The sequence below is a fragment of the Mesorhizobium sp. M1C.F.Ca.ET.210.01.1.1 genome (assembly GCF_004791585.1).
Taxonomy (GTDB): domain Bacteria; phylum Pseudomonadota; class Alphaproteobacteria; order Rhizobiales; family Rhizobiaceae; genus Mesorhizobium.
On sequence record NZ_SRUU01000014.1, the window covers coordinates 109,666 to 131,658 of the forward strand.

A 21,993-nucleotide genomic window follows, 5' to 3' on the forward strand; every position below is an offset into this window, starting at 1 on the left:
GCAACATCTCTGCTTGGAGAATGGTCTTCATTTGTGTCAGGGTTCGGCGACTGAAACGCCGAACCTCGGGGCCCCATGGCAATTCTGGCAGCCGTCCACCACCTGACCCACTACAAGTATGACCGACCGGTCGTTCTCGGCCCCCAGGTGATCAGGCTGCAGCCGGCACCGCATTCGCGCACCAAGGTGCTCAGCCATTCGCTGAAGGTCGAGCCGAAGAACCATTTCGTCAACCTGCAACAGGACCCTTACGGCAACTTCCTTGCCCGCTTCGTCTTCCCGGAGCCGGTAACGGAACTCAAGATCGAGGTCGATCTCGTCGCCGACATGACGGTCTATAATCCGTTCGACTTCTTCGTCGAGGAAACGGCGGAAAATTTCCCGTTCGAGTACCCGGAAGAGATACGGGAAGACCTCGCAATATACCGCGCGCCGGAGCCGGCCGGCCCGCTGCTGTCGAAATTCCTGGAGAGCATCGATCGCAGCCCGGTCAACACGGTCAATTTCCTGGTTGGCCTCAATGCGCGGCTGCAGCGCGAGATCGCCTACATCGTGCGCATGGAGACCGGCGTCTATTCGCCGGAGGAGACGCTTGCGGCGGCCAAGGGCTCGTGCCGGGATTCGAGCTGGCTGCTGGTGCAGATCCTGCGCAACCTCGGCATCGCCGCGCGCTTCGTCTCGGGTTATCTCATCCAGCTCAAGCCCGATCTGGTTTCGCTTGACGGGCCGCCCGGAACCGCGGTCGATTTCACCGACCTGCATGCCTGGTGCGAGGTCTATATTCCGGGCGCCGGCTGGATCGGCTTCGATCCGACCTCCGGCCTGCTCACCGGCGAAAGCCATGTGCCGCTGGCGGCGACGCCGCATTTTCGCAATGCCGCGCCGATCTCCGGCATGGCGAGCTTCGCCAATGTCGATTTCGGTTTCGACATGCGTGTCGACCGCATCGCCGAGCATCCGCGCATCACCAAGCCGTTCTCGGACGAGAGCTGGGAAGCGCTCGACGCGCTGGGCAACGAGGTCGACGCAGTCCTGCTGGAGCAGGACGTTCGCCTCACCATGGGCGGCGAGCCGACCTTCGTGTCGGTCGACGATTTCGAGTCCGCCGAATGGAACACGGCAGCCGTCGGCCCGACCAAGCGCGACAAGGCGGATGAGCTGATCCGCCGGCTGCGTGAGCGCTTCGCGCCGGGCGGCTTCCTGCATTACGGCCAGGGCAAATGGTACCCCGGCGAGAGCCTGCCGCGCTGGACCTTCTCGCTCTACTGGCGCACCGATGGCGAGCCGGTCTGGCGCGACCCGTCGCTGATCGCGCGCGAAAAGAGCGCCGTCCCTGTCGGGCCCGAGCAGGCCGAAAGCCTGCTCACGGCGATTGCCGGAGAACTCGGTATCGACAAGGCGATGGTCAGCGAGGCCTACGAGGATCCGGCCGAATGGCTGCTCAAGGAAGGCAAGCTGCCGGACAATGTCGACCCTTCAAATTCGAAGCTGGAGGATCCCGAAGAGCGAAGCCGCATGGCGCGCGTCTTCGAACGCGGCCTGACCAAGCCGTCGGGCTATGTGCTGCCGGTGCAGCGCTGGAACAGCCAGGCCGCGGGTCAGCGCTGGCGCTCGGAGAAGTGGAAGACCCGGCGCGGCCGCCTGTTCCTTGTCCCCGGCGATTCACCGGTCGGCTACCGCTTGCCGCTTGGCACGCTGCCTTATGTGCCGCCGGCGCAATTCCCTTACATAGTGCCAGTCGATCCATCGGTGCCGCGTGGTCCGTTGCCGGTGCGCGAAGCCATCTTGCCGGAAGCCGCTCCGGCTGAGCTTGAAGGCGCCGACGAAATGGCGCGCCGCCAGCAGGCGGCATCGTTCACGGCTGCGACCGGCCAGCAGGATCGCGTCGAGCAGCAATTGACCGAGATCGGCGGCGCGGTGCGCACGGCGCTCACGGTCGAGCCGCGCGACGGGCGGCTCTGCGTGTTCATGCCGCCGGTCGAGGCGCTGGAGGATTATCTCGAGCTGGTGGCGGCAGCCGAGAACGCGGCAAGGGCCATTGGCCTGCCGGTGCATATCGAGGGTTACGGCCCGCCGCACGATCCGCGCCTCAACATCGTCCGTGTCGCGCCCGATCCCGGCGTCATCGAGGTGAACATCCATCCGGCCGCCAACTGGCAGGAATGCATCGCCACGACCTCGGCGATCTACGAGGAGGCCAGGCAGGCGCGGCTCGGAACTGACAAGTTCATGATCGACGGCCGCCACACCGGCACCGGCGGCGGCAACCATGTCGTGGTCGGCGGCGCGACGCCGAACGACAGCCCTTTCCTGCGCAGGCCGGACCTCTTGAAAAGCCTGGTGCTGCAATGGCAGCGGCACCCCTCGCTGTCTTACCTGTTCTCGGGCCTGTTCATCGGTCCGACCAGCCAGGCGCCGCGCATCGACGAGGCGCGCCACGATTCGCTCTATGAACTCGAGATCGCGCTGGCGCAGGTGCCGCACCCGGGCAAGGGCGAGGCGCCCTTGCCGTGGCTGGTGGACCGGCTGTTCCGCAATCTGCTGACCGACGTGACCGGCAACACGCATCGCTCGGAGATCTGCATCGACAAGCTGTTTTCGCCCGACGGTCCGACCGGCCGGCTTGGGCTGGTCGAGTTCCGCGGCTTCGAGATGCCGCCCAATGCGCGCATGAGCCTGGCGCAGCAGCTTCTGGTGCGCGCGATCATCGCCCGAGCCTGGAAGAACCCGCTCGACGGCCGTTTCGTGCGTTGGGGCACTTCGCTGCACGACCGTTTCATGCTGCCGCACTATGTCTGGGCCGATTTCCTCGACGTGCTGGAGGACCTGAAGCAAAACGGCTTCGAGTTCCGTCCCGAATGGTTCGCCGCGCAGCTCGAATTCCGCTTTCCCTTCTGCGGCGAGGTCAGCCAAGGCGGCGTCAAGCTGGAATTGAGGCAGGCGCTGGAGCCCTGGCATGTGATGGGCGAGCAGGGCGCCATCGGCGGCACGGTCCGCTTCGTCGATTCCTCGGTCGAGCGGCTGCAGGTGCGGACCGAAGGCCTCAATCCGGAACGCCACGCGGTGGTCTGCAACGGCCGTATCGTGCCGATGAAGGTGACCGACAATCGTGAGGTCGCGGTGGCGGGTGTGCGCTTCAAGGCGTGGCAGCCAGCGTCGGGCCTGCATCCGGCCTTGCCGGTGAACACGCCGCTGGTCTTCGACATCTACGACCGCTGGTCGGGCCGCTCTATCGGCGGCTGTGTCTATCATGTCGCTCATCCGGGCGGCCGCAATTACGACACGTTCCCCGTGAACGGCAACGAGGCGGAAGCGAGGCGGCTTGCCCGCTTCGAGCCGCGCGGCCATACGCCGGGCGGCTACGTGCTCCATGCCGAAGAAGGCTCTGAAGACTTTCCCATGACCCTTGACCTGAGGCGGCCAGCGAGACTCTGATCGACCATGGCAAAGGGGAATCAGAAACGGGCGGGCGGCAGGCTGCGGGCGCGGAGCCTGCTGGAGCACTACCGGCCGATTGATGGCGTCGTCGACGAGATGGTCGATTCGTCAGGCAATCCGCGCCCGGCCTGGCGATCCTTCATCGAGGCGCTGGACGATCTGGGAGCGGAAACGCTCGGACAGCGATTTGCCCGCGCCGACCAGTATTTGCGCGATGCCGGCGTCTACTACCGCGTCTACGACAAGGCAGGCGCCAATGAACGCGAATGGCCGCTGGCGCATGTCCCGCTGCTGATCGACGAAAAGGAATGGGCCGACATCAGCGCCGGCCTCGTCCAGCGCGCCGACCTGTTCGAGGCGATCCTGGCCGATATCTACGGGTCGAACCGGCTGGTCGAGAAGGGCATTCTCCCGGCAGGGCTGATCGCGGCCAGTCCGGAATATCTGCGCCCTGTCGTCGGGGTGCGGCCGGCGAGCGGTCATTTCCTGCATATGGTCGCCTTCGAGCTTGGCCGCGGACCGGACGGCCGCTGGTGGGTGCTGGGCGACCGCACGCAGGCGCCGTCGGGCGCCGGCTTCGCGCTGGAGAACCGCGTCGCCACCACGCGCGCGCTGTCCGACATCTATGGCGAGCTGCATGTGCATCGGCTGGCCGGCTTCTTCCGCCGCTTCCGCGATGCGCTGAACGGCATGGCAAGAGAGTCCGGCGGCCGCGTCGCCATCCTGACGCCCGGGCCGCTCAACGAGACCTATTACGAGCACGCCTATATCGCTCGTTATCTCGGCATCATGCTGCTCGAGGGCGAGGACCTGACCGTGTCCGGTGGCCGGCTGATGGTGCGCACCGTTTCGGGGCTGATGCCAATCGGCGTGCTGTGGCGGCGGCTCGATGCCGCCTTCGCCGATCCGCTCGAGCTCAAGCCGGACTCGCAGATCGGCACGCCCGGACTGGTCGAGGCGATCCGCCGCGGCACGGTCTCGGCCGTCAACGCGCTGGGTTCGGGCCTGATGGAAACACGGGCGCTGCTTTCCTTCCTGCCGAGGATCGCGCGGGAGCTGCAGGGTGAAGAGCTCAGGCTGCCGAGCATCGCCACCTGGTGGTGCGGGCAGGAGATCGAACGCGACCATGTGCTGGCCAATATCGACCGCCTAGTGGTTGGCCCGGCGCTGTCGACGCGGCTCGCCTTCGAGGACGACGGCGCGACGCAGCTAGGCTCGTTGCTGTCGGCAGGAGAACGGGCGGAGCTGATCGCGCGGATCGAAGCCGACGGCGCGGGCTTTGTCGGCCAGGAGGCCGTGACGCTCTCGACGACGCCTGTCTTTGTCGGCGGTGTGCTGGAGCCTCGGCCCGCCAGCCTGCGCGTCTATCTGGCACGAACGGAAGGAGGCTGGACCGTCATGCCCGGCGGCTTCGCCCGCGTCGGCTTCTCGCTCGACCCAACGGCGATAGCCATGCAGCGCGGCGGCCAGGCCGCCGATGTCTGGGTGGTCAGCGACAGGCCGGTCGAGCGCGAGACACTGCTGCCGCAGGAGCATGACAGCTTCACCCGCACCATGCCCGGCAGCCTGCCGAGCCGCGCGGCGGAAAACCTGACGTGGCTCGGCCGCTACATCGAGCGCTCGGAAGACACGGTGCGAATCCTGCGCGCCTATCATGTGCGGCTGGCGGAGACCTCCGATCCCGAGATGCCCCTCCTCGCCGACATGAGGGACTATCTCGAACCGTTCGGCATCGAGGTTGAATCCGCGATTCCGCTGGGACTGATCAGCACGCTGGACAGCGCCGTCTACAGCGCCGGGCAGATCCGCGACCGCTTCTCGCCGGATGGCTGGCTGGCGCTGAAGGATTTGTCGAAGACCATCCATAAATTCGCCGCCACCGTGGTGCCCGGCGATGATGCGACGCGGGCGATGACCGTGATGCTGCGCAAGCTCGCCGGCTTCTCGGGCCTGCTGCACGAGAACATGTACCGCTTCACGGGCTGGCGCTTCCTGGAGATCGGCCGCCGGCTGGAGCGTGGCATCCAGATCGCCCGCACTCTGGCGCGGCTGACCGGAAATAGCGCTCCGGAAGGCGCGCTCGACATGATGCTGGAGATCGGCGACAGCGTGATGACCCACCGCCGGCAATATCCGGTGCAGGCCGGCCGGCGCACCGTGATCGACCTCCTGGCGCTCGACCCGCTCAACCCGCGCTCCATCCTGTTCCAGCTCGAGCGGCTCAAGGCCGAGATCGGCATGCTGCCGTCCGTCGGCGGCGAGGGACACATGTCGCCCGCGGCGAAAGAAATCCTGCAGCTCAACACGGCTATCGCCGTGATGGAGCCCCAGGACATGACCGCGAAGGTGCTTGACGATCTCGCCAACCAGATCGGCGATCTCTACAACAGCCTCGCCAAGGCGTATTTCGGTTAGATGCTTTACGACATCAGGCTTCATTTGCATTACGACTATGCTGCCGCTGCCGGCGGCGGCAGGCACCAGGTGCGCGTGCTGCCGCAGACGATCGCCGGCGTGCAGCGGGTCATCGCCGCGTCGTTGTCATTTGCGCCGATACCCACCGAGCGCGCAGATTTTTCCGATTTCTTCGGCAACAGCGTCACCTCGATCGCATTCCGCGACGCTCACGACACGCTCGACATCAGGATGAGCGCGCGGGTGTCGGTTTCGCGGCCGGAACCCGGTCTTGACGTCTCGCCCGACATCCACGGTTTGCGGGCGGAACTCGATGCGGTGCGCTCGCTGTCCCCCGTCGCGCCGCACCATTTTCTTGCCGCCAGCGATCACGTCGGCATCGATACGGCGATCACGGCCTATGCGCGGGAAAGCCTCGCCGGGTCGGCGGTCGCAACGGCTGTCGATCTCTGCAACCGCATCCACGGCGATTTCACCTATGATGGCAAGGCGACCACCGTGCAGACGCGGGCCGGCGATGCCTTCGCGCTGAAACGCGGGGTCTGCCAGGATTTTTCGCACATCATGATCGCCGGCCTGCGCGGGCTTGGCATCCCCGCCGGCTATGTCAGCGGCTTCCTGCGCACAATCCCGCCCAAGGGCAAACCGAGGCTCGAAGGCGCCGATGCCATGCATGCCTGGGTCAAGGCCTGGTGCGGCCGCGATGCCGGCTGGCAGGAATTCGATCCGACCAACGGCATGCGGGCGAGCAACGACCATATTACGGTCGGGTACGGTCGCGACTATTCCGATGTGGCGCCGATCGTCGGCGTCTTGAAAACCACCGGCGGCCAGGTCGGCGAACAGGCCGTCGACGTCATCCCCGTCGCTGCCTGAAGGCGCGACAGCGCCGATAGCTCTTTGGGAAGGATTGCTTCTCGCGATACCGCGGCTATCCTGACCAGGAGGATGTTGAATGCTGCCGCTCCATTTGACGGCGGGGAGCGCTCGTTGACAGCGATTAGCGTCATTATTCCAGCCCACAACGCCGCGGCGACCGTCGCGCGGACCTTGGCATCGCTTGCGCCGGAAGCCGAGATCATCGGCGAAGTGATTCTGGTCGACGATTCCTCGACAGACGATACGGCGGCCGCCGCCGCGGATGCTGCCTTGCGGCTGGCCTTGCCGCTGCGCGTCGTCCAGTCGAGTTGCCGGGACGCGGGCGGCTCCCGCAATCTAGCGCTGACCGGAGCACGCTTTCCCTGGATTTATATGATCGACGCCGACGATCTGCATCTCAAGGGTGGGTTGCGGGCGCTGCTGTCCAAGACCAGGGCCAAGCCAGGCACGGATATGGTGGTCGGCGCCTACCGCCGGCGAACCGACGGTCTGGACCGGAAGTTCAAAACGCCGGTTGGCTATATGGCTGCCGGGCTCGCCAATGCCTCCGCCTATCTGGAAGGCCGGATGCGGTCGATTGCCGTCGGCAGCGCGCTGGTTTCGCGGCGTGCCGTCGGCGACGCGCGATTCCCGACCGGGCTTGCCTACGATGAGGACACTTTGTTCTGGGTACGGGTGATGAGCAAGGCACCGCTCGCGGTCGTGACCCAGCCCATCATGACCTACATCGTGTCGTCGGCACGCTCGGACGACCGCTTCACGGTCAAGCCCGCGCGGCGCTTCCTCGAATGGCGCCTGGCGCTGCGCGAACTCGCCGACTGCGGCATCCCGAAATCGTCGCTGAAGGCGCGGGAAGGGCTTGTGGCGCTCAAAATCGCACGTGTTCACTACGCGCGCGGCGATCTCGAAACAGCGGCAAAATTCCTGGCGGTGGCCGAAGCCGCCCCGATGGTTTCCGCCGACATCTGGCGCCGCATGCGCTACCGGTTGAAAATCGCGGCGCGGCGCCGGTTCTCAGTCCATCACATCCAGTTGCAAAGCGCCTGATGGCCGACGGGCCGGAGCTTGCAGTCCCGGCGATTGGTTGACCGGATCGGCCAACTGACCAGCGGATCCAGGCGCGTCGCTTGGGGATTCCACTGCCGGAGTTGTATCGGGCGCCCGGCACGGCTGAAGGGCGCTCTCCGGGACGTGGAACCAGCCGCTGGTCGCGCGGCTTATCTCCAGACCAGTTCCGTGGAGCCATCATGCTGCAACGAGCACAGTCGTCTTCCGATCGCCTGGCGGGTGGCGAGCAAATGCAAAGGAACGGCGCGCAAAGTTCGGCCGAGCGCGCCTTGCTCCGCTATGTCAGCGACGCCGATCCGGGCATCCGGCGCCTGAGGAAAGGCAAGGGATTTTTCTACCTCGGCCCGAACGGGAGCGCGGTCAATGCGGCGACGCTTGACCGCATCAAGGCGATCGTCATCCCGCCGGCCTGGACAGACGTATGGATTTCGCCAGATCCGGACGGCCATATCCAGGCGACCGGCCGGGATCAGCGCGGGCGCAAGCAATATCGCTATCACCCGCAATGGACCGAGGAGCGGGACGGCGCCAAATATTCCAGCCTGGTCGCTTTCGCGGAACGTCTTCCGGCTCTCAGGCGTCAGGTCGATGTCGACCTGCGCCGGCACGGCCTGCCGATGGAACGTGTCGTCGCAGCGGTCGTCTGGCTGCTCGACAACACCATGATCCGCGTCGGCAATGCCGCCTATGCCCGGGACAACAAGAGTTTCGGGCTGACAACGCTGCGCGACCGCCATGTCGATATCACCGGTTCCAGCCTGCGCTTCGCTTTCAAGGGCAAGTCCGGCAAGGAATGGAAGCTGAAGCTCGTCGACCGCCGCATCGCCAGAATTGTGCGCGGCGCGCAGGACCTGCCTGGCCAGACGCTGTTCCAGTATCTCGACGAAGGCGGCAATCGCCGGCCGGTGCGTTCCGAGGACATCAACCGCTACATTCGCGAGGCGTCCGACGCGGAGTTCAGCTCAAAGCACTTCCGCACCTGGGGTGGAACGATCCACGCCGTATCCTTGTTCGCCCAGGCGGAGCTTCCCGAAAACCTGACTCAGCAGAAGCGGGTGATGAACAAGATCGTCGACAAAGTTGCCGAACGGCTGGGCAACACGCGCGCCGTCTGCCGGAAATGCTATATTCACCCGCTTGTCTTCGAAGCCTGGTCCGAGGGAAGGCTCGGCGAAATGGCGCAAGCCAACGGGCGGAAGCGCCTTATACCGGGCCTCGATGAGGAAGAGACGCTGGTATTGAGATGGCTCAAGGCGCGCGGGGTCTGACGAGCGGCGAGGGAATAGGGTAAGTCCGTGATCGTCCTATCAATTTTTTTATCGACGTTGTGTCGGGAAGGGTCCTACTGTCGCGTCCTTTGATACGGAAAGGACGAGACCATGCTTTACGCCATCCTCTGCTACGCCTCCGAAGACGTCGTCTGCTCCTGGAGCAAGGAACAGGACGACGAGGTGATGGCAAAGCTTCTCGACGTGCAGGACAAATACGCCAAGGCAGGCCGGCTAGGCCCGGTGGCGCGTCTGTTGCCGACCACCGCCGCGACGACGCTGCGAAAGGTCAAGGGCGAAGCGATCGTGCTCGACGGCCCGTTCGCCGAGACCAAGGAGCAGTTCCTCGGCTTCTACACGCTCGAGTGCCGCGACCTCGACGAGGCTGTCGAGTTCGCCCGCGAGCTCTCCGAGGTCAATCCGAGCGGCGGCTCCTACGAGATCAGGCCGATCTCCATCTTCAATCCGACCAAGGTTCCCGCATGACCGATCTTGCCTGGATCAGCAACGCGATCAGCACCGCCCGTCCGCAGGCGATGGGCGCGCTGCTGCGCTATTTCCGCGACCTCGACGCCGCGGAAGAAGCTTTCCAGGATGCTTGCCTGAGGGCGCTGAAGAACTGGCCGAAGAACGGTCCGCCGCGCGATCCGGCGGCGTGGCTGATCTTTGTCGGCCGCAACAGCGGCATCGACGCTGTGCGCAAGCGCGCCAAGCAGGCGCCGATGCCGGAAGAGGACCAGATTTCCGACCTCGAGGATGCCGAAGGCGATATGGCCGAGCGGCTGGACGGCGCGCATTATCGCGACGACATCTTGCGGCTCCTGTTCATCTGCTGTCATCCGGACCTGCCGGCGACGCAGCAGATCGCGGTGGCGCTGCGCATCGTCTCCGGCCTCACCGTCAAGCAGATCGCGCGCGCCTTCCTGGTCGGCGAGAGCGCCATGGAGCAGCGCATCACCCGCGCCAAGGCGCGCATTGCGGATGCCGGCGTGCCGTTCGAGACGCCGGGCGCGGTCGAACGCTCCGAGCGGCTCGCGGCGGTCGCCGCGATGGTCTACCTCATCTTCAACGAAGGCTATTCGACCAATGGCGGCGAGGCGCCGGCCCGCGCGCCCCTCTGCGAGGAAGCGATCCGGCTTGCCCGGCTGCTGCTCAGGCTGTTCCAGCAGGAAGCTGAGATCATGGGGCTGACCGCGCTGCTGCTTCTCCAGCATGCGCGCGCGCCGGCGCGGTTCGACGAGAATGGCGAGATCGTGCTGCTCGAGGACCAGGACCGGTCGCTCTGGAGCCGCAAGATGATCGACGAGGGCCTGGCGCTGGTCGACAAGGCGCTGCGCCACCGCAAGCCCGGCCCCTACCAGGTGCAGGCGGCGATTGCAGCGCTGCATGCGCGGGCGGCAACGCCCGAGGAGACCGATTGGACCGAGATCGACCTGCTCTACGGCCTGCTCGAGCAAATGCAGCCGTCGCCGGTGGTGACGCTCAACCGCGCCGTCGCGGTGAGCAAGGTGCGCGGCCCGGAAGCGGCGCTCGCCATGATCGAGCCGCTGGAAGACCGGCTGGCGGGTTACTTCCACTTCTTCGGCCTGAGGGGCGGTCTGCTGATGCAGCTCGGCCGCAACGAAGAGGCGCGCGTCGCCTTCGACCGCGCGATCGCGCTCGCCAACACCGCCGCCGAGGCCGCTCATATCCGCATGCATATCGACCGGCTGATCAAGGAAAGCGCCGGCAAGTCGCCCATCCAGAAGGCACGCTGATCCCCGGCTCCGTTGTCTGGCCCAATTTCGCGCTTTTTGCCTTGGACCATGCCGGGGTGGCGGTTTTTCCCTGAAACGAGTAATGCCACGCCATCAAAAGCGCCCGGACGTGCCCAAGGGCATGGCAAGGCACGGCGTATGGCTTTGACGCCCGCCATATCTGAAAGGGATAAAAATGACGATAGCGAAGGAAACGACCTCACTTCTGGAGAAACTGGGCGTCGCCAAGGATGCGCTTTCCGGCGGCGACCTTATCGTACGCAGCCCCGTTACGGGCGAGCAGATCGCGGCGCTGAAGTCGATCTCGGCGGCCGATACGGGCAAGGCGATCGATGCGGCGCACAAGGCCTTCAAGGCCTGGCGACTGGTGCCGGGACCGAAGCGCGGCGAGCTGGTGCGCCTGCTCGGCGAGGAACTGCGCGCGCACAAGGCGGAACTCGGCCGGCTGGTGTCGATCGAGGTCGGCAAGATCCCGTCCGAGGGTCTCGGCGAAGTGCAGGAGATGATCGACATCTGCGATTTCGCGGTCGGCCTTTCGCGGCAATTGTACGGCCTGACCATCGCCACCGAGCGTCCCGGGCATCGCATGATGGAGACCTGGCATCCGCTCGGTGTCGTCGGTGTCATCTCGGCCTTCAACTTCCCGGTCGCGGTCTGGTCGTGGAACGCGGCGCTTGCCTTCGTCTGCGGCGACGCGGTGGTGTGGAAGCCGTCGGAAAAGACGCCGCTGACGGCGCTTGCCTGCGAGGCGATCTTCAAGCGTGCCGCCAAGCGTTTCGGCACCGACGCGCCGGAGGGCCTGCTCGAGGTGCTGATCGGCGACCGCGCCGTCGGCGAGGTGCTGGTCGACCATCCCAAGGTGCCGCTGGTTTCGGCCACCGGCTCGACCCGCATGGGCCGCGAGGTCGGCCCGCGACTCGCGAAGCGCTTCGCCCGCGCGGTGCTGGAGCTCGGTGGCAACAATGCCGGCATCGTGGCGCCCACCGCCGATCTCGACATGGCGCTGCGTGCGATCGCCTTCGGCGCCATGGGCACGGCTGGCCAGCGCTGCACGACGCTGCGGCGCCTGTTCGTGCATGAGAGCGTCTATGACGCGCTGCTGCCGCGTCTCAAGAAAGCCTATCAGAGCGTCTCGGTCGGCAATCCGCTGGAGACGTCGGCGCTGGTCGGCCCGCTGATCGACAAGGCCGCCTTCGACAACATGCAGAAGGCATTGAAGGAGGCCGAGGCGCATGGCGGCAAGGTGACCGGTGGCGCGCGCGTCGAGAACGGACACCCGGAAGCCTACTATGTGCATCCGGCGCTGGTCGAGATGCCGGCCCAGGTTTCGCCGGTGACGGAAGAGACCTTCGCGCCGATCCTCTATGTGATGAAATATTCCGATTTCGATGAGGCGCTCGACCTGCACAATGCGGTCGGCGCCGGCCTGTCGTCGTCGATCTTCACCCGCGACCTGCAGGAGTCCGAGCGCTTCCTTGGCGTCGACGGCTCGGACTGCGGCATCGCCAACGTCAATATCGGCACCTCGGGCGCGGAGATCGGCGGCGCGTTCGGCGGCGAAAAGGAAACCGGTGGCGGCCGCGAGAGCGGCTCGGATGCCTGGAAGGCCTATATGCGACGGGCTACCAACACGGTGAACTTCTCCAAGGCGCTGCCCCTGGCGCAAGGCGTGTCGTTCGACATCGACTGAGATATGCCAGCGGTTCAGCCTGGAGACGCTGAACCGCTGGCCGCATTCTCCATGCAAGCGGCGAAGGCCGCGTCGATGATGGCGAGCTTGACCGCCTGCGCCGTCACATACTCGCCGTAGAACTCGTTCGAAACCCACATCACGGAATGACCGCGCTGGCCGAGCCAGCCGACGCTGCCGAGCGACTCGGCGTCGCGCAATTTGCGCGCCAGGTGGGTACGCGACAGTTTCAGCCATCTGGCGAAATCGCCGATCGAGAGGATGCCGGTCGGGATACGCTCCTGGCCGACATTCTCGAGTTCGACGCCGGCTATCAGCCAGTCCATGACGACGCCACCATTGTTGAGCCAGGTGAACAGCGAGAATGTCTTTTCCGGTTCGCGCACCGGCACGGAGGAGACCAGCCCGTCCGCGATCAGCGGCTGCAGCTGCGCCAGCATTTGCGGCCTTGCCTGGAACGTCTCCAGCCGGTTCGCGCCGTCGAGATCGTCAAGCGTCTTGAGATGCATGAGAACCCAGCCTGTCAGCTCCACCAATGCCGCGGCCGTCGGCCGCAAGGGGCGAATGCGGCCGTCGTCACCGCCCGGCGCATCCACGATGAAATTGTAGTGCTGCATTTCCTTGATGAAGGCATGGGTGGTGTTGCGGCTGGCCACCGAATGCTGAAGCGTGACGCCGACGAAACGCGCCGCCGTCAGCTCCTTTCGATAGTCGCTGGGGTCTCGGCGGAAATGCAGGGCAAGCCCGATATGGGCCATCAGCCAGCGCTGCTGGGTGGCAAAGACCGAGGACGCCCGCGGGTTTCCTTGATAGGCCACCAACATCGCCCGCGCCTGTGCCTGGACGCAGGCGGGCAGCGCAGGATGGCCCGCAATGTCTTCGAACGTCAGCGCCATTCCCCCCAGAACCCGCCAAGCATCGCAATATCCGATGCCGATAGCAGTTTCGGCTGGCACCCGCCAGTGCAACCACCGGTTTTTGCCGGATGAGCATGCAGGTGCCGGGCGCTCAGTCCTCGCTTGCGCTGGAAAAACAGGCATCGAAGGCTGCGTCGACGATGGCGAGCTTGGCCGCCTGCACGGCCATGTATTCCTCGAAGAACTGTCGCGAGACCCACATGACGGAATGTCCGCGCTGGCCGACCCAGCCGATGCTGCCAAGCACTTCGGCGTCGTGGAGCTTGCGCGCCAGATGCGTGCGCGAGAGCTTCAGCCAATGCGCGAATTCGCTGATCGAAATGACGCCGGTCGGAATCTTGTCGAGCTTGGCGTCGTCCGGATCGATCCCCGACATCAGCCAGTCCATGACAATGCCGCCGTTGTTCAGCCAGATAAACAACGAGAAGGTTTGTTGGGGTTCCCGCACCGGAATGGACGCAAGCAGCCCGTCACAGATCAACGGCTGCAGCTTCGCCAGCATATCGCGTCGCTCGAGGAAGGTTGCCAGCCGTGCTCCGCCGTCAATGTGATCGAGTGTTCTCAAATGGGCATGGATCCAGCTGGTAAAGGTCTCAATAGTGGCCGCGCTCACCCGCAAGGGGTGGGCGCGACCATCGCCGCTCGTCGAAAGATATTCGGCGATGTTGTAGTGCAGCATTTCCTTGACAAACGCCTCGGCGGTGTTGCGGCTGGCGACCGAGTTGCGGCGCACGACCTCGATGAAACGCGCCATCGTCATTTCGGTGCGACGGTCGTTGGGGTCGTGCCTGAAATGCAGGGCGAGCCCGACATGGCCGAGCAGCCAGCGCTGCTGGGTGGCAAAGACAGCGGCAAGGCGCGGGCTGGTTTCGTAGACATGGATGAGCGCGCGCGACTGCTGCTGAACATGACGAAGCGCTGCCGGATGACTAGCGATCTCTTCGGCTGTCAGCGGCATTTCCTGCGGCACTCCATTCGATTCCAGGCAACGGCAAATGCAGATTTATAGCCTTCGCCGATTGTGTCCAGTTGCCCTTTGGAACAACGGACAGTTGCTCAGCGTGCTCCTCGCTAACTCTTTGCTTCAGTTTGAAAAACCCCTCCCGATGAAATCAGGCCAGAACCCTGCAGCCGTCAAGATGTTTGCGCCGTCAGCCGGGTTGAGGCGCGTCGGCATTTGTCTTCACTGTCTAGTCAGGCCACCGCGAAAAGAGCCCTTTGCAAGCTGCAGGTCGCGCCCTATCGTGGCGGCTTGAAATCCTACGCCCCAGGCCGCTGCCCGAGTTAAACAATGCCGAGAACGATCCGGACGCTGACCGCGAGCGAGGTGGAGACGCTGGTCGACTGGGCGGCGGGCGAGGGTTGGAATCCAGGCGTCGGCGACGCTGCCGCGTTGCGAGCGGCCGACCCCGCGGGCTTCATCGGCGCCTTCGTCGGCAACGAGATGGTGGCCGGCATTTCCGCCGTCGCCTATGGCGCGGATTTCGGCTTCATCGGCCTCTACATCTGCCGGCCCGACCGGCGTGGCGAAGGCCATGGCAAGGCGGTGTGGGACGCCGGCATGACCCGGCTCGGCAACCGCATCATCGGCCTCGACGGCGTGGCCGAGCAGCGCGCCAACTACCAGCGCAAGGGGTTCGTGCCTGCCTACGAGACCGTCCGCTTCAGCGGGCGCGCGGCCGGGCTGACCGGCGGTGGCGGCGCACGGTCCGTGACGGCCGCCAACGCAGCCGAGATCCTGGCTTACGACCGTCAGTGCTTTCCGGCGCGGCGTGAGGCCTTCCTGCGGGAATGGCTGCAGGCGCCCCGGATCGCGCTCATGTCCACCGGGTCGGCCGGGATTGCCGGCTATGGCGTGGCGCGCCGATGCCGGGAGGGTTTCAAGGTCGGTCCCCTGTTCGCCGACGAGATGAACATAGCCCTGGCGTTGATGGCGGAACTGGCGGGAAGGACGGAGGGCGGAGAGCTGCATGTCGACGTGCCGGCCACCCAGGCCGGCTTCACCGCAATGCTCCAGGCCGCCGGCATGGTTCCGGGCTTCACGACCACCCGCATGTACAAGGGCGGCAAGCCCGGCAATGCGCCGACGAAGGTCTTCGGCATCACGACGCTGGAGCTGGGTTGATCGCCGGAGCGGACGGTTCGATCTCCTGTGATCATTGTTTGTCCGGCGTGGTGCATGCGACATGTCTTGCGGACGTGGTTCGCATGTAGTCGGCGCTTCGTGGAGGTTATCGAATGGCTGGCAGGACGGTCCTGATCGCGGGCGGCGCCGGGGGAATGGGTCTTGCGACGGGATTGCGCCTCGCGGCGGACGGCGAGCGGATCGCCCTCGCCGACCTGCCTGGCCCAAGACTCGACGATGCCGTGGCCAGGATTGCCGCGACCGGCGCCGAAGCGACCGCTCTGCCACTCGACATCCGCTCCGTCGCCGCCTGCCGCGAGGTGGTGGACAAGGCCAGCGAATGGGGAGGCGGCATCGACATTCTCGTGAACGCGGCTGGCGTCTGGCTTGAGGGGCCGGCAAGCGAGGTCCGGGAAGAGCAGTGGGATCTGGTGCTGGACGTCAATCTCAAAGGTGCCTTCTTCCTGATCTCGGCCGCCATTTCGCATCTCGCTGCGGCGCAAGGCGTGATCATCAACATTGCGTCCGACGCAGGCATCGTCGGCAACAACGGCGCGGCGGTCTACTGCGCCTCCAAGGGCGGTCTGGTGCTTTTGACCAAGGCGCTCGCGCTGGAGCTTGCCCCGCATGGCATCAGAGTCAACGCCGTGTGTCCCGGCGACACGGCGATGCCGATGATCGAGTATCAGGCGAGGACCTACGGCGGCAATGACCCGGACGGCTATAAGCGCCGCCTCCTGGGGCACTACCCGCAAGGAGAAAGAGCGCGGTTCATCACCGTGGAAGAGATCGCGTCCTTCATCCACTATCTTTGCCAGCCGGGTGCTGCGCCGATCACCGGGGCCGCGCTTTCGATCGATTTCGGGGTCAGCGCCGGCTACTGAAGCGCGGCGGCATCGGCTTCATCGCCTGGAGGGTTCATGGTCGTGTTTCGCAAATCCCGCACGGCGCTGGTGACCGGCGCGGGCGCCGCCGACGGCATCGGTGTCGCGGTCGCGCGTGCGTTCGGCGAAGCCGGGCTTTCGGTCGCCATCACCGCCTCGTCGCAACGTGTCGAACAGCGCGCCGAAGAGTTGCGGGCCGACGGGCTCGATGTCCGCGCGGTCGTGGCCGACCTGACGCGCTCGGCGGATGTCGAACGGCTGTGCTCGGAGGCCGGCGAGATCGACATCCTCGTCAATAATGCCGGGATGGGAACGGTGGCACAGCCGGCGCTGCAGCGGCGGTTTCTCGACCTCAGCGAAAGCGACTGGGATCGGGGCATCGATGTCAGCCTGAAGACCGCCTTTCTGGCCACACGCGGCTTTCTGGCGGGCATGGTCCGGCGCGGCCATGGACGCGTGGTCAACATGGCCTCGGTCACAGGACCCTACGTCTCCAACGAAGGAGAGGCCGCCTACTCCGCTGCCAAGGCGGGCATGGTCGGCCTGACGCACGCGCTTGCCCTTGAGGTCGGCCGCAGCGGCGTCACGGTGAACGCCGTCGCACCGGGCTGGATCGCGACCGGCGCCTCGACGCCGGAGGAACTCGTCGCCGCGCAAAACACGCCGCTGGGGCGTGCCGGGACGCCTGAGGAAGTCGCCGCCGCCGTCCTGTTCCTCGCATCCGATGGCGCCAGCTATGTCAACGGCGCCGTCCTCGTCGTGGACGGCGGCAACATCCTGCAGGAACGCAAGGGCTGACCACGAAGGGCGAGCCGCTCGGCCGCTGCCATCGCCGCTATTTGCTCGTGGCAGCCACCGCGTCCGGCACCACAACCAGCTTGCCGACGAAATCCTTCGCCATGAAGTCCGTCTGGGCGCGGTGGAAGTCGGACAGTTTGTAGACGCCGCCGACCAGCGGCCGGATCTTCTTCTCCTCGATGTAGCGCACGATGCGGCGGAAATCCGCCCGCGTGCCCTGGCTGGAGCCGTGCAGCTGAAGCTGCTTGAGATACATGGTGCGCAGATCGAGCTGCACGACCGGGCCGGCAATCGCGCCGGCCGTTGTGTAGCGGCCTTCTGGCCGCAGGATGCGCAGCAGGTCGTTGAACATCGAGCCGCCAACAAGATCCGCGACCACGTCGATCGGTTTTCCGCCCGTCGCTTCGTCGACGGCGGCCGGCAGATCGGCCACACCGCGCGTGATCACCTTCTCGGCGCCGATGTCGAGCACGGCCTGCTCCTTGCCCTTGCCGACGACGGCATAGGGAATGGCGCCGCGCGCCCGCGCCAGCTGCACGATGCCCGAACCGACGCCGCCAGACGCGCCGGTGACGAGCACCAGCTCGCCGGCCTTCAAGCCAGCACGTTCCAGCATCTGCTCACCGGTGAGATAGGCGCAGCAGAAGGTGGCGAGCTCGACGTCGCTGAGGTCGGTGTCGACGACATGCGCGTTCTCGGCCGGCAGCGCCTGGTATTCGGCGTAACCGCCGTCGCGGCCGTGGCCCATATAGTCGATGTCGGCAAGCGAATCGTCGTCGCGGTTGTAGATGGAGAAGTCGACCATCACCCGTTCGCCGATGCGCCCGGCGGAAACGCCGGCGCCGACGGCAACGATGGTGCCGACCGTGTCGGTGCCCTGGATGCGCGGGAAGGTGAGTGTGTTGCCTTGCCGGCGCCAGGTCGAGACGGCGGCCGCATCCTCCTCCGTGCCATAGGCGCCCTGGCGCACCCAGACATCAGTGTTGTTCATGCCGCAGGCGTTGACCTTGACCAGCACCTCGCCGGCAGCGGGCGAGGGCACCTTCACGTCGGTGCGGTAGACAAGCTTCTCCATGCCGCCATGGCCGGTAAGCTGCACGGCGGCCATCGTTGCAGGAACGGTTCTGGTCATGGCATTCATGTCGCTTCTCAGATGTGACTTATCAGATAGTGGCAAACACGCTCTTCACCGCATCGGCGGTCTTGGCAACGATGGTGTCGGCCTCCTCGCGCGTCAGGCAGAGCGGCGGCGCGAAGCCGAGGATATCGCCCTGCGGCATGGCGCGGCCGAGGACGCCGCGCTCGCTAAGCGCCGAGGCGATCTGCGGCCCCACCTTCAGCGCCGGATCAAAGAACACGCGGTCGTCGCGATCCTTCACGAACTCGACCGCCGCCAGCATGCCGTCGCCGCGCACCTCGCCGACGTTTCTGTGGCCGCCAACGGCCTTGGCGAGCTCGGCGCGGAAATAGGCGCCGGTCTCGCCGGCATTCCTCACCAGATCCATCTCGTCGATCAGCTCGAGATTGGCGACGCCGGCGGCAACGCAGATCGGATGCGCCGAATAGGTCCATCCATGGCCGAGCGAGCCCAGCTTGTCGGAGCCCTTGACCAGCACCTGCCAGACCTTGTCGGAGACGATGACGCCGGAGAGCGGCGCATAGGCCGAGGTGAGCCCCTTGGCGATGGTGATCAGGTCCGGCTTGATGCCGTAATGGTCGGAGCCGAACATGGTGCCGAGACGGCCGAAGCCGGTCACCACCTCGTCGGCGATAAGCAGCACGTCGTACTTCGTCAGCACTGCCTGGATTTTCTCCCAATAGCCGGCTGGTGGCGGGACGATGCCGCCGGTGCCGAGGATCGGCTCGCCGATGAAGGCCGCGACTGTGTCCGGACCCTCGGCGAGGATCATCTCTTCCAGCTTGTCGGCGCAATATTGCGAGAACTGCTCCTCGCTCATCGAGCGGTCGGCGCGGCGGAAATAATAGGGCGCCTCGGTGTGCAGGATCGGCGCGCGCGGCAGGTCGAAGGCGTTGTGGAACAGCTCGAGCCCGGTCAGCGATCCGGTCATGACGCCCGAGCCGTGATAGCCGCGCCAGCGTGAGATGATCTTCTTCTTCTCGGGACGACCGAGGACGTTGTTGTAGTACCAGATCAGCTTGATGTTGGTCTCGTTGGCGTCGGAGCCCGAAAGGCCGAAATAGACCCGGCTCATACCCTTCGGCGCGCGGTCGATGATCATCTTGGCCAGCCGGATCGAGGCCTCGGTGCCGTGCCCGACATAGGCGTGATAGTAGGCGAGGTTTTTGGCTTGGCTTGCAATGGCATCGGCGATCTTCTGGCGGCCATAGCCGACATTGACGCAATAGAGGCCGGCAAAGGCATCGATGCTCTTCTTGCCGGTGTTGTCCCAGATGGTGACGCCTTCGCCGCCGGCCATGATGCGCGCGGGGGATTCGCCACGCGCATGCGTGCCCATATGCGTCGAGGGGTGGAAGAAGTGGTCGCGGTCCCAGGCCGAAAGTTCGTTGGACTGTTCGAGCATCTTTTTGACTCCTGAAAATTCCGGGATGGGCCTACGCAACATCCAGGCAAAGGTATTTGAGATCGGTGAAGGCTTCGAGGCCGTGGCGCGAGCCTTCGCGGCCAATGCCGGACTGCTTGACGCCGCCGAACGGGATCGGCGCACCGGTGATCTTGACCCGGTTGATCGCGACCATGCCGTAGTCCAGCGCGCGGCCCATGCGCGCCTGCCGGGCGCCGTTCTCGGTCACGACATAGGCGACGAGGCCATATTCGGTGGCGTTGGCGCGGGCGACGACCTCCGCTTCGTCGTCGAACGGCGTCACGGCGGCGACCGGGCCGAACGTTTCCTCGTGCATGATCAGCGCCTCGTCCGGCACGTCGACGAGCAGTGTCGGCTGGTAGAACAGCGGCCCGGCGGTGTGGCGCTTGCCGCCGGCGAGACAACGCGCGCCGTGGGCCAGGGCATTGGCAACCTGTTCCTCCACCTTCTCGACGGCGCGTTCATGCATCAGCGGTCCGATATCGGCGTCGCCGCAAAGCCCGTTGCCGGTCCGGAGGCCTTCGATGCGGCGGGCGAAAGCTGCGCAGAACCGGTCGTAGATCAGCCGCTGCACATAGATGCGGTTGGCGGCCAGGCAATCCTGGCCGGAGGTGGCGAATTTGGCGTCGATGGCGATCGTCACCGCCTTGTCGATGTCGGCATCGTCGAAGACGATCAGCGGCGCATGGCCACCGAGCTCCATGACCAGCCGCTTCATCGTCGGCGCGCTCTGCGCGGCGATCAGCCTGCCGATTTCGGTCGAGCCTGTGAAGCTCATGGCGCGCACCCTGGCGTCAGCGCACATCGCGCCGACAATCGTTCGCGCATCGCCGGTGACGACGTTGAACACGCCCGCCGGCAGCCCGGCGCGCTCGCCGAGCTCGGCCAGCGCCAGTGCCGACAATGGCGTTTCGGAAGAGGGATGCGCAACGATGGTACAGCCCGCAGCGAGGGCCGCCGCAGCCTTGCGCGTCAGCATGGCCGACGGAAAATTCCACGGCGTGACGACGCCGACGACGCCGAGCGGCTCGCGGCGCACCGTCATCTCGGCATTGGGCAGATGACTGGTGATGTTCTCGGTGTTGAGGCGTTTTGCCTCCTCGGCATACCACTCGACGAAGGAGGCGGCGTAGTCGATCTCGCCGAGCGACTCCTTCAGCGGCTTGCCCTGTTCGAGCGTCATCAGCAGCGCCAGGTCGTCCTTGGCGGCGACGACCAGCTCGAACCATTTTCGCAAGATCCTCGACCGCTCCTGCGGCAACAGCGCCCGCCAGGCCGGGAAGGCTCGCGAGGCAGCATTTATCGCTTGCGTCGTCTGCCTTGCATCGAGCGCGGCGACGAACGCCACGGTGGCGCCGGTGGCCGGATCGGTGACTTCAAAACTTTCTGCCGCTTCGCTTGCGGTCCAATGGCCGTCGACATAGGCGAGCGCGCGCAACAGGCGGCGGTCAGCGAGGCGGTCGAGCGCGTGGTGGTGGTTGGTGCGGGCGAAATGCGCGGACATCGATTGTCTCCCGGTGCCGAAGCGATGCGGAGAGACTAGCCGCGCGGTTGAGACAGAGTGGCTGTTTCGGCACCATCGGCTAGAGAGATTGTCTTCAATCGCCCGCGGCGCCAGACAATGTCTCTAGCTTTGCCCCGGCAGCAGATCGGCGACCGGCAACACCGTCTCCTCCTTCACCGTCTTGGTGACGATGTAGGTGAAGTAGCGGTCGATGCCGATCTCGCGTTCGAGCAGGCCATCGACCAACCGCTGATAGGCGTCTATGTCGCGAGCCATGACCTTGAGCACATAGTCGACGCCGCCGCCCACCGACCAGCAGGCGACGATCTCCCGGATGTCGCGGACGACGCGCTCGAAACGGTCGAAATCGGCTTGGCGGTGGCTGGCCAACGTCACCTCCATCAGCACGGTCGCCACCGGCGCGATCATGCGCATGGCGATCGAGGCGTGGTAGCCGGAGACGATGCCGGCCTTCTCCAGCTTGCGCAGCCTCATCCAGCAAGGCGTCGGCGACAGGCCGACCTTCTCGGCCAAAGCCAGCTTGGTGATGCGCCCATCGCGCTGGATAGCGTCCAGGATCTTTAGGTCGATCGGATCGAGTTTCGCTGCCGCCATGCGGGGCTCCGCTTATTGTCCAGGACACCATGACGATGCATTATTTCGATTGTCAATTGCACTGATTTCGA

Annotated in this window: 17 protein-coding genes; 11 read left to right on the forward strand and 6 right to left on the reverse strand. The window is 65.5% G+C overall.

Annotation, left to right across the window (positions count from 1 at the left end; all coding sequences use genetic code 11):
- Positions 1 to 75 precede the first annotated feature (75 nt).
- The 8 genes from EN853_RS17605 (at position 76) to EN853_RS17640 (ending at position 12,515) form a co-directional block, all read left to right on the forward strand.
- On the forward strand, positions 76 to 3,435 hold the full coding sequence (locus EN853_RS17605; RefSeq protein WP_127859134.1) for a transglutaminase family protein: 3,360 nt from the start codon (positions 76 to 78) through the stop codon (positions 3,433 to 3,435).
- 6 nt (positions 3,436 to 3,441) lie between these two features.
- Positions 3,442 to 5,853 carry a circularly permuted type 2 ATP-grasp protein gene (locus tag EN853_RS17610; RefSeq protein WP_127859133.1) on the forward strand — a complete coding sequence of 804 codons (2,412 nt, stop codon included), beginning with the start codon at positions 3,442 to 3,444 and terminating at the stop codon, positions 5,851 to 5,853.
- A complete protein-coding gene (locus EN853_RS17615) occupies positions 5,854 to 6,729 on the forward strand; it encodes a transglutaminase family protein (protein WP_127859132.1) in 876 nt (291 codons plus the stop codon).
- A gap of 72 nt (positions 6,730 to 6,801) precedes the next feature.
- Positions 6,802 to 7,779, forward strand: a complete 978-nt coding sequence (locus EN853_RS17620) for a glycosyltransferase family A protein (protein WP_245517068.1) — start codon at positions 6,802 to 6,804, stop codon at positions 7,777 to 7,779.
- A 200-nt stretch (positions 7,780 to 7,979) separates the two neighbouring features.
- On the forward strand, positions 7,980 to 9,068 hold the full coding sequence (locus EN853_RS17625; protein ID WP_127859130.1) for a DNA topoisomerase IB: 1,089 nt from the start codon (positions 7,980 to 7,982) through the stop codon (positions 9,066 to 9,068).
- A 111-nt stretch (positions 9,069 to 9,179) separates the two neighbouring features.
- On the forward strand, positions 9,180 to 9,554 hold the full coding sequence (locus EN853_RS17630; protein WP_127859129.1) for a YciI family protein: 375 nt from the start codon (positions 9,180 to 9,182) through the stop codon (positions 9,552 to 9,554).
- Entirely contained in the window at positions 9,551 to 10,825 is a 1,275-nt protein-coding gene (locus EN853_RS17635) for an RNA polymerase sigma factor (RefSeq protein WP_127859128.1), read from the forward strand. Before EN853_RS17630 ends, EN853_RS17635 begins: the two co-directional genes overlap by 4 nt.
- Positions 10,826 to 11,000: 175 nt before the next feature.
- Complete coding sequence (locus EN853_RS17640) at positions 11,001 to 12,515, forward strand: aldehyde dehydrogenase family protein (RefSeq protein ID WP_127859127.1); 1,515 nt, start codon at positions 11,001 to 11,003, stop codon at positions 12,513 to 12,515.
- Positions 12,516 to 12,529: 14 nt separating this feature from the next.
- On the opposite strand, the gene EN853_RS17645 is transcribed toward EN853_RS17640, so the two are convergent.
- Positions 12,530 to 13,411 carry a hypothetical protein gene (locus EN853_RS17645; protein ID WP_127859126.1) on the reverse strand — a complete coding sequence of 294 codons (882 nt, stop codon included), beginning with the start codon at positions 13,409 to 13,411 and terminating at the stop codon, positions 12,530 to 12,532.
- A 112-nt stretch (positions 13,412 to 13,523) separates the two neighbouring features.
- Positions 13,524 to 14,390 carry a hypothetical protein gene (locus EN853_RS17650; protein WP_127859125.1) on the reverse strand — a complete coding sequence of 289 codons (867 nt, stop codon included), beginning with the start codon at positions 14,388 to 14,390 and terminating at the stop codon, positions 13,524 to 13,526.
- A 333-nt stretch (positions 14,391 to 14,723) separates the two neighbouring features.
- Between EN853_RS17650 and EN853_RS17655 the strand changes: the two genes are divergently transcribed.
- From EN853_RS17655 to EN853_RS17665, 3 genes are all read left to right on the forward strand, one after another.
- On the forward strand, positions 14,724 to 15,557 hold the full coding sequence (locus EN853_RS17655; protein WP_127859124.1) for a GNAT family N-acetyltransferase: 834 nt from the start codon (positions 14,724 to 14,726) through the stop codon (positions 15,555 to 15,557).
- 113 nt (positions 15,558 to 15,670) lie between these two features.
- Positions 15,671 to 16,441 (forward strand): SDR family oxidoreductase, encoded by a 771-nt coding sequence (locus EN853_RS17660; RefSeq protein ID WP_127859123.1) that lies wholly within the window; start codon positions 15,671 to 15,673, stop codon positions 16,439 to 16,441.
- Positions 16,442 to 16,477: 36 nt separating this feature from the next.
- Entirely contained in the window at positions 16,478 to 17,239 is a 762-nt protein-coding gene (locus EN853_RS17665; RefSeq protein WP_127859122.1) for an SDR family NAD(P)-dependent oxidoreductase, read from the forward strand.
- A 37-nt stretch (positions 17,240 to 17,276) separates the two neighbouring features.
- On the opposite strand, the gene EN853_RS17670 is transcribed toward EN853_RS17665, so the two are convergent.
- The 4 genes from EN853_RS17670 to EN853_RS17685 form a co-directional block, all read right to left on the reverse strand.
- Positions 17,277 to 18,380 (reverse strand): alcohol dehydrogenase family protein, encoded by a 1,104-nt coding sequence (locus EN853_RS17670; protein WP_127859121.1) that lies wholly within the window; start codon positions 18,378 to 18,380, stop codon positions 17,277 to 17,279.
- 22 nt (positions 18,381 to 18,402) lie between these two features.
- Positions 18,403 to 19,782, reverse strand: coding sequence for an aspartate aminotransferase family protein (locus EN853_RS17675; protein WP_127859120.1), 1,380 nt, complete (start codon positions 19,780 to 19,782; stop codon positions 18,403 to 18,405).
- Between the two features lie 31 nt (positions 19,783 to 19,813).
- Positions 19,814 to 21,307 carry an NAD-dependent succinate-semialdehyde dehydrogenase gene (locus tag EN853_RS17680; RefSeq protein WP_127859119.1) on the reverse strand — a complete coding sequence of 498 codons (1,494 nt, stop codon included), beginning with the start codon at positions 21,305 to 21,307 and terminating at the stop codon, positions 19,814 to 19,816.
- Between the two features lie 123 nt (positions 21,308 to 21,430).
- Positions 21,431 to 21,922 carry an Lrp/AsnC family transcriptional regulator gene (locus tag EN853_RS17685; RefSeq protein WP_127859118.1) on the reverse strand — a complete coding sequence of 164 codons (492 nt, stop codon included), beginning with the start codon at positions 21,920 to 21,922 and terminating at the stop codon, positions 21,431 to 21,433.
- Positions 21,923 to 21,993: the final 71 nt, after the last annotated feature.

What these genes read in the sequence shown, in the direction of transcription:
- EN853_RS17605 (WP_127859134.1), top strand. Translation starts at nt 76, where the DNA reads ATGGCAATTCTGGCAGCCGTCCACCACCTGACCCACTACAAGTATGAC.
- EN853_RS17610 (WP_127859133.1), top strand. Translation starts at nt 3,442, where the DNA reads ATGGCAAAGGGGAATCAGAAACGGGCGGGCGGCAGGCTGCGGGCGCGG.
- EN853_RS17615 (WP_127859132.1), top strand. Translation starts at nt 5,854, where the DNA reads ATGCTTTACGACATCAGGCTTCATTTGCATTACGACTATGCTGCCGCT.
- EN853_RS17620 (WP_245517068.1), top strand. Translation starts at nt 6,802, where the DNA reads ATGTTGAATGCTGCCGCTCCATTTGACGGCGGGGAGCGCTCGTTGACA.
- EN853_RS17625 (WP_127859130.1), top strand. Translation starts at nt 7,980, where the DNA reads ATGCTGCAACGAGCACAGTCGTCTTCCGATCGCCTGGCGGGTGGCGAG.
- EN853_RS17630 (WP_127859129.1), top strand. Translation starts at nt 9,180, where the DNA reads ATGCTTTACGCCATCCTCTGCTACGCCTCCGAAGACGTCGTCTGCTCC.
- EN853_RS17635 (WP_127859128.1), top strand. Translation starts at nt 9,551, where the DNA reads ATGACCGATCTTGCCTGGATCAGCAACGCGATCAGCACCGCCCGTCCG.
- EN853_RS17640 (WP_127859127.1), top strand. Translation starts at nt 11,001, where the DNA reads ATGACGATAGCGAAGGAAACGACCTCACTTCTGGAGAAACTGGGCGTC.
- EN853_RS17645 (WP_127859126.1), bottom strand. Translation starts at nt 13,411, where the DNA reads ATGGCGCTGACGTTCGAAGACATTGCGGGCCATCCTGCGCTGCCCGCC.
- EN853_RS17650 (WP_127859125.1), bottom strand. Translation starts at nt 14,390, where the DNA reads ATGCCGCTGACAGCCGAAGAGATCGCTAGTCATCCGGCAGCGCTTCGT.
- EN853_RS17655 (WP_127859124.1), top strand. Translation starts at nt 14,724, where the DNA reads ATGCCGAGAACGATCCGGACGCTGACCGCGAGCGAGGTGGAGACGCTG.
- EN853_RS17660 (WP_127859123.1), top strand. Translation starts at nt 15,671, where the DNA reads ATGGCTGGCAGGACGGTCCTGATCGCGGGCGGCGCCGGGGGAATGGGT.
- EN853_RS17665 (WP_127859122.1), top strand. Translation starts at nt 16,478, where the DNA reads ATGGTCGTGTTTCGCAAATCCCGCACGGCGCTGGTGACCGGCGCGGGC.
- EN853_RS17670 (WP_127859121.1), bottom strand. Translation starts at nt 18,380, where the DNA reads ATGAATGCCATGACCAGAACCGTTCCTGCAACGATGGCCGCCGTGCAG.
- EN853_RS17675 (WP_127859120.1), bottom strand. Translation starts at nt 19,782, where the DNA reads ATGCTCGAACAGTCCAACGAACTTTCGGCCTGGGACCGCGACCACTTC.
- EN853_RS17680 (WP_127859119.1), bottom strand. Translation starts at nt 21,307, where the DNA reads ATGTCCGCGCATTTCGCCCGCACCAACCACCACCACGCGCTCGACCGC.
- EN853_RS17685 (WP_127859118.1), bottom strand. Translation starts at nt 21,922, where the DNA reads ATGGCGGCAGCGAAACTCGATCCGATCGACCTAAAGATCCTGGACGCT.